The 6,457-nt window shown below is 59.0% G+C and carries 3 protein-coding genes, 1 tRNA gene and 1 pseudogene; 2 read left to right on the forward strand and 3 right to left on the reverse strand.

Going from position 1 to position 6,457, the window contains the following annotated elements; all coding sequences use genetic code 11:
* Positions 1-147 precede the first annotated feature (147 nt).
* Positions 148-1,434, reverse strand: a complete 1,287-nt coding sequence (locus ACN0WF_RS12350) for a UDP-N-acetylglucosamine 1-carboxyvinyltransferase (protein WP_417773118.1) — start codon at positions 1,432-1,434, stop codon at positions 148-150.
* Positions 1,435-1,549: 115 nt separating this feature from the next.
* Positions 1,550-3,259 carry a cyclic peptide export ABC transporter gene (locus ACN0WF_RS12355; protein WP_417773119.1) on the reverse strand — a complete coding sequence of 570 codons (1,710 nt, stop codon included), beginning with the start codon at positions 3,257-3,259 and terminating at the stop codon, positions 1,550-1,552.
* Positions 3,260-3,623: 364 nt separating this feature from the next.
* Between ACN0WF_RS12355 and ACN0WF_RS12360 the strand changes: the two genes are divergently transcribed.
* Positions 3,624-3,700: transfer RNA gene (locus tag ACN0WF_RS12360), tRNA-Met, on the forward strand.
* A gap of 126 nt (positions 3,701-3,826) precedes the next feature.
* Here the strand turns inward: ACN0WF_RS12360 and ACN0WF_RS12365 are convergent.
* A complete protein-coding gene (locus ACN0WF_RS12365) occupies positions 3,827-4,237 on the reverse strand; it encodes a hypothetical protein (protein WP_417773120.1) in 411 nt (136 codons plus the stop codon).
* A 148-nt stretch (positions 4,238-4,385) separates the two neighbouring features.
* Between ACN0WF_RS12365 and ACN0WF_RS12370 the strand changes: the two are divergent.
* Positions 4,386-4,460: pseudogene (locus ACN0WF_RS12370) on the forward strand (SEC-C metal-binding domain-containing protein); the annotation flags it as partial.
* Positions 4,461-6,457 lie beyond the last annotated feature (1,997 nt).

A 6,457-nucleotide genomic window follows, 5' to 3' on the forward strand; every position in this document is an offset into this window, starting at 1 on the left:
GGCAGTCCCGCCTTTTTTCGCGCGGCGGCGTCCGGGCAGAGTCTGCCGTCAAGCCCGGCTGCCTGTCAGCGTCGCGGGTGCGACGTCTTTCGGTCTGTCTCCGTCATTGCCAGTTGCGTTGCCGGCGCCGTTCGGCGCCGATGCGTCCTATGACCAGCGGACCTTGGCGCCAAGCTCCGTGAGCTTTTCCACGAACCGCGGATGGGCGCGGCGGATCGGATCGGCATTGCGGATGATCGACTGGCCGTCGACCTGGATCGCGGCCAGGAAGAGGCCGAGCACGACGCGGATGATGTAGGGGGCCTCGACGATGGCCGGGCGCAGCGAATTGCCGCCGAAGACGATCAGCCTGTGGGGATCCGAGAGGTTTACCCGCGCGCCGAACTTGGCGAGCTCGGAACTCCAGCCGAGCGCGCCCTCGTAGATCTTGTTCCAGAACATGATCTCGCTGTGGCAACCGACGGCAACGCCAATCGCCTGCGGCAGCAGGTCGGCCGGGAAATACGGCCAGGGCGCGGCCTCGATCTTGGGCAGCATCTCGCGGGTGTAGGGTCTTGAGATCTCGCGGGTCCAGCCGGTGACGGTGATGGCGTCATCCTCGACCTCAAACGTCAGTCCGAGCTTTTCGAACTGGCGCAGGATCAGCGTCATGTGGGGGGTGATGTCTGTCTTTACCGTCAGGCGTCCGCCGGTGACGCCGCCGATGGCAAGGAAGGTGGCCACCTCGTGGTGATCATCAGGCACCCGGACGCGGGTGCCCGACAGCCGTTCGACGCCGGTGATGCGAAGCCGCGAGGTGCCCAGGCCGTCGATCTTGGCGCCCATGTCGCGCAACATGGCGCAAAGCGCCTGAACATGCGGCTCGGAGGCCGCGTTCATCAGCACGGAGGACCCTTCAGCCGTCGCCGCTATCATCGCGAAGGTCTCGGTCGCGGTGACGGAGGCGTAGTCGGCCCAGATCTCCTGTCCCGTCAACGCGCCCTCGCGGCGGATGTCATAGGGCTGGGTGGCGACGAAGCTGCATCCGAACTGCTGCAGGATCTCCAGGTGCGGATCGATCTCGCGCAGGCCGAGAGCGCAGCCCTTGGCGTCGGTGTCGAAGGTCAGCTTTCCGGTTCGCACGACGACGGGGGCAAGCAGCAGAACGGCCGAACGGATGCCCAGCGGGAGCTCCGCCTGGCCGGTGCGGAAAGCCTCGAAATCATGCCGGATCGTCAAGGTCGCACCGTCGTCGGCACGGGCCACGGTCGAGCCCATGCTCTCGAAATAGGCGAGGATCTTGGCGACATCGCTGATCTCGGGAACGTTCTCGAGCGTCACCGGTTCGTCGGTCAGCAGCGTCGCGCACAGCATCGGAAGCACGGCATTCTTGTTGCCGGAAGGGACAACGGTGCCCGAGATCGGGTGTCCGCCGTCGACATAGAGATCGGCCATCTGGGAGAGCCTCCAAAAAGCTGGCGCGGGGTCGTTTGCGTTTCCTAATGGAGTTTAGGAGCGACGGCAAACGGCAGTTCGGTGACGAGGAAATGGCGTTGGCGCGGCACGGCGGTCAGCCGGAGGCGCGCGCGCCGCCGTTCATGCGGATGTCGGAAACGATGCGGCCCTGTTCCATTCGGATCAGCCGGTCGCATTTGTCGAAACAGTGCTCGTCGTGGGTGACGGCGATGACGAGATGCCCATCGCGGGCCATCTGCGGCACCAGCACATCATAGTAGAGCGCCCGGTGAGCGGGGTCCTGATCGGCGGCGAATTCGTCGAGGACGATGATCGGCCGGCGCTCGGCCATGGTGATGGAAAGGGCGAGCCTGCGTTTCTGCCCGCTGGAAAGCGCCAGCGTCGAGAAGGCGCCGTCCTCCACCCGTACCCGGTGGCCAAGATCGAGGCGCGCGAGATTTGGTGACACGCGCTCGCACTCATCCTCGTCGAGGCCATAGAGGCGGGGGAACAGGTGGAACTCGCTGAAGACCGCGCTGAAGAGGCCGCGATAACCGTCGAGCGTCTCCGGCGTCACCGCGACACCGTCGAGCAGGATCTGGCCGCTGTCGGGCGCGCGCAGGCCGGTCAGAAGCGAGATGAATGTCGATTTACCCGCACCGTTGCCGCCGCAGACGAAGACCACTTCTCCCGGTTCGAGCACGAGATCCAGCGGACCGACGATGAAGCGCTCCGCGTCGCGGCTGCCGGGGGACGACAACGTCGTGGTCACGCCCTTGAGCTCGATGCGCGAGAAGCCCGCGTTGGCGCGCGCGCTGCTGTCGGAGGGACGGCGAAGCTCGGCGTCTGCTTCCAGCTCTCGTTCCAGGGCGCCGATCAGTCTGCGGGCGACGACGGCGCGGGAGAAGGAGGCGAGATTGCCCATCACCGTTTCGACCGGCCCATAGGTCAGCAGCACGACGGTCAGCACCTGCAGCACGGTTGCGGTCTCGACCGAAGCCAGCAGCGGCAGGCCGACGACGATCATGCACAGCAGGCCCATCATGACGCCCTGCGCGGCGACCTGGCCCAGGCTGAAGAAGCGCTCCGCCTTGATCTTGAGGGCGCGCTCGCGCGTTGCCAGATCGGCGATGTCGCCCTGCAGGTCGTCCTTGCGCCGGCTGCGCAGCCTGAGCTCCTTGAAGCCGCGCAGCACGTCGTTGATGCGGTCGAAGAACTGCCACTCGGCGCGCGACGCGGCCTCTGCGCTTACCTGCGCCGGCTTTTGCGCCAACACGTAGCCGGCACTGCCGAAGAGCACCGCGAGCAGTGTCGCCAGCCCGCTCGGCCAGGACAGATAGAAGAGATAGGGAATGCAGAAGGCGATCAGCAGCATCGCCTCGATGGACTGGATGAAATTCACCGAGGCATGCGAGATCTGGTTCACTTCATGCGTGACGATCGAATAGATCTTGCCCTGATCGTGACGCGCGAAGAAGTCGGCCCTGGTGTCGAGAAGCTGTTGGCTCAGGCGGATCCGCAAGCGGCGCTTCGTGGTCTCCACAAGCTGGAAGCTGGCGACGCGGGCGAAATGCGAGAAGATCAGCGTGGTCACGATGGAGACGGCGAGCAGGGCGACATTGCCGGCCGCGATGGCCGTGCTGGCCGCCAGCGCGTTGATCGCGAAAATCATGCCCGAGCGGGTGACGCTGGCGAGCACGGCATAGACGAGCACCGGCGAGCGAAGCAGGTTGCCGTCGCGCACCAGGAAGCCGAACAGGGAAAAGAGGCTGCCGGCACCGTTGTCCTGCCTGCCCCCGGCAGGCTCGTCTGCAGTCTCGCTCACGCCCCGTCACTCCCCGGCCGTTCCGGCGGCTCGGTCTCGTTACCGGCCAAACCTTGATATCGCCGGCCGCAGTCCGCCGGCACGCAGCGCAGTTTCAGGGCCGTGTTCAGGCTCCGGTCGCGCGTTGTGCTTCTCCTAAAGCAAATCCGGCAAAAGAGGAAATGCCCACGTCGCCGCAAGGGCGCGAATGGCCCAGGCGAGCGCCCGCAAGGCCGACAGCCGCGATAGCATGCCTGCGAGAACCGACGCCCATCCGCTCACGCGTGTGGAAATGCAGCCGACGCCGCATCGCTCTCTTGACAGCGCGCCGCGCCGCCGACTATATGCGGCTCATCCCGCGCGGGAGACAATCCTGCGGCCGGGCGGCGGAGTAGCTCAGTTGGTTAGAGCAGCGGAATCATAATCCGCGTGTCGGGGGTTCGAGTCCCTCCTCCGCTACCACTTTTCCCTTAAATTTCTGACAGTTATATCTCGCACACTACCAGTGCGTCTGCGCGTGGAACGCCCGGGATTGCATTCTGGGTTGCAGCAGGCGTGGGCTTGAATGCGATAGGGTGGGGCGGTTTATCACCTTGAAATCAGCTTCTCACATCCAATCCTCGACATTTGATTGGTCAGTGCGGCAAGACGTTCGTTTTCGCTGCTGTAAAGGGATCCTGCGTCCACGATCTTTTTATATGAGGTCATCATTTCTGCGCAGGCTGTTGCGATCTGTTGAAGTGCCTGACTATCATCCGATTGGATCGCGTGTTCTGGTACGCTGCCAGCACTTGACGTCTCTGGATGTGACGAAGTGCGTTCAATCTGGGTAGCGCCCGAGACGGAAACGCTAGTTAACGTGAACTGCGTCTCTAGAATTGAAACTCGTTTTTGAAAATCAATGACGTAGAACGCGCCCGCAGCTATAGCGGCGATACCCGCTCCAATTGCAGCAAAAACGATCCTGTCTAGATAGCTTTTATTCTGAACTTCGGTCATTTGATTTTATGTGATGTCCCCACATGTCCGAGTTGAAAACAGCCACCGCAGTTGAGGGCAATAGATGCTGATATCATGATATGAGCCAACTAGTGGATACCCAAGGCATCCTAGTTCGAATTTGGTGGAAATTGCGAGGCTTTACATGGGGAAAATTCGACGGAACGCACCGTGTCCCTGTGGGAGCGGGAAGAAATACAAAAGGTGTCACGGAGCCTTTGATCAAGGGGCGTCTCTTGCTGAACCTACGCCAATTTCACAGGCTGAGATTGAGGCGCTATGGAAGAAAAGGGAAGGCGAAGAAGCCCTTCGACTGGAACAACAGGGCAAGGGTCGTCCTGTAATATCGACTACGGTTGGCGAACAGCGAATTGTTGCTGTTGGCAACACGCTCTATCGCTCGAAGTCATGGAAGACATTTCCCGACTTCCTCCAGACATACGTTAAACTAAAGCTGGGGTCGGATTGGGGAAATGCAGAAATTGCCAAGCCCCTAGCTGAAAGGCACACGCTGCTCCAATGGTACGACGAACTTAGTCGCCAGCAGCTGGATCATGTTTCTTTTCCGGGGATAGTCCACAGCATGCCTATGACAGGTGCAGTGGTCTGTTACGTGGGCCTTGCCTACAATCTATACCTTCTTGAACACAACGTTGAATTGCAAGAACGTTATATCTCGAGGCTGAAAAATCCCGAGAATTTTCAAGGCGCTTATTACGAGTTGATGGTCGCGGGCATCCTCATCCGAGCTGGTTTTCGGCTTGAGCTTGAGGATGAAACCGATCAGCAGTCCAAGCATTGCGAGTTTTCTGCCGTCTCGCTCATAACTGGACGCAAATACTGGGTGGAGGCAAAAATGCGCTCGGTGGAGGGGCGCTTTGGCAAGAGTGTGGTTGATGGCGTGCCTAACACTGTGGCTGATCCGACGACCAGACTGACAAAACACATAAGCGATGCATTGAAAAAGCCTGCGACTGATGAACGCCTGATCTTTGTCGATTTGAATGCCGAAGTCGAAAACGAGGAAGACACACCAAAATGGCTTGAGCAGGCGGTCCGGCGACTTGATGCACGAGAGCGTGACTTAAGCGAAAGCCAAAGGGCCTATGTTTTCGTAACAAATTTGCCTTTTCACCTCTACCTCGCTGGCAACTCTCCCGGTAGACAGGCGCTTGGATATGGCTTGGGTATTTCTGACTTCAGCAAGCCCGGCAATAAAACGCTGATCCAGATGTATCGCGAAAAGCAAAAGCATTTGGATGCGCATGAGATCATGGATGCGATCAAAGTGTATCCGGTATTTCCAGACACATTTGATGGCTCTTTGATTTCAGATAGTTCTGATCGAAATATCAAAATAGGCGAGACCTACCAGTTCACCGATGTAGGTGATCCACCGGGAACGATAGGAACCGTGACCGACGCCATCGTGATGGAGGATCAAGAAATTGCACATGTCGTCATCCGTACTAAGGATGGGAAAAGTCTTATTCTCAAGCAGACACTTACTCGGCATCAGTTGGACGATTATCGTAAGCACAAGGATACCTTCTTTGGCGTAAAGAAGAACGCGGGCGGGCAGATCAACGATCCCTTTGAGTTTTTCGAATGGCTTCTCACAACCTACAAAAAATCATCTAAAGAAAAGCTTCTCGAGTTTTTGGCCAAGGCTCCCGATATAGAGTTGTTGAGATCGCTCTCTCAGGAGGACCTTGCTCTTATATATTGCGAGCGGATCGCTGTTCAATTTCTGCACGACACCAAAAAGACGGGCGACGGTAAGTGATTTGTCTTTTTTCCCATCTTCACTGAGTAGTGGGCAGGTTGGATGTCTCGTTTCTCAAATGCTAATAAGCTTCCCAATAACAAGGCAACGAAACCTCGCAGCGTTACCTGTGCCTATTGCGGGCGAGCGGAAACCACCGACGAACGACTAACTGACGACCATGTTGTCGGTCGAAAATTTGTACCGACTGGGTCATTTGCGACTGGCTGGTCATTGATTGTGAGAGCTTGCAGCGATTGCAACAATGTCAAATCTGATTTGGAGGACGACATTTCGGCGATCACTTTGCTTCCTGACTTGGGTGGCCTGCCCCTATCGGGTGGTCCGGTTTCAGTCTTAGTGCATGATGGGTCTCGGCGCCAAGGTAGATGCCTGGGGCGGGGGTGATCCGCCCTCTCGGGACGGCCAGTGAATGGCCTCCGGAACTGGTGGCC

The organism is Stappia sp. (genome assembly GCF_048268045.1).
Classification (GTDB): Bacteria; Pseudomonadota; Alphaproteobacteria; order Rhizobiales; family Stappiaceae; genus Stappia.

What these genes read in the sequence shown, in the direction of transcription:
- ACN0WF_RS12365 (WP_417773120.1), bottom strand. Translation starts at nt 4,237, where the DNA reads ATGACCGAAGTTCAGAATAAAAGCTATCTAGACAGGATCGTTTTTGCT.
- ACN0WF_RS12350 (WP_417773118.1), bottom strand. Translation starts at nt 1,434, where the DNA reads ATGGCCGATCTCTATGTCGACGGCGGACACCCGATCTCGGGCACCGTT.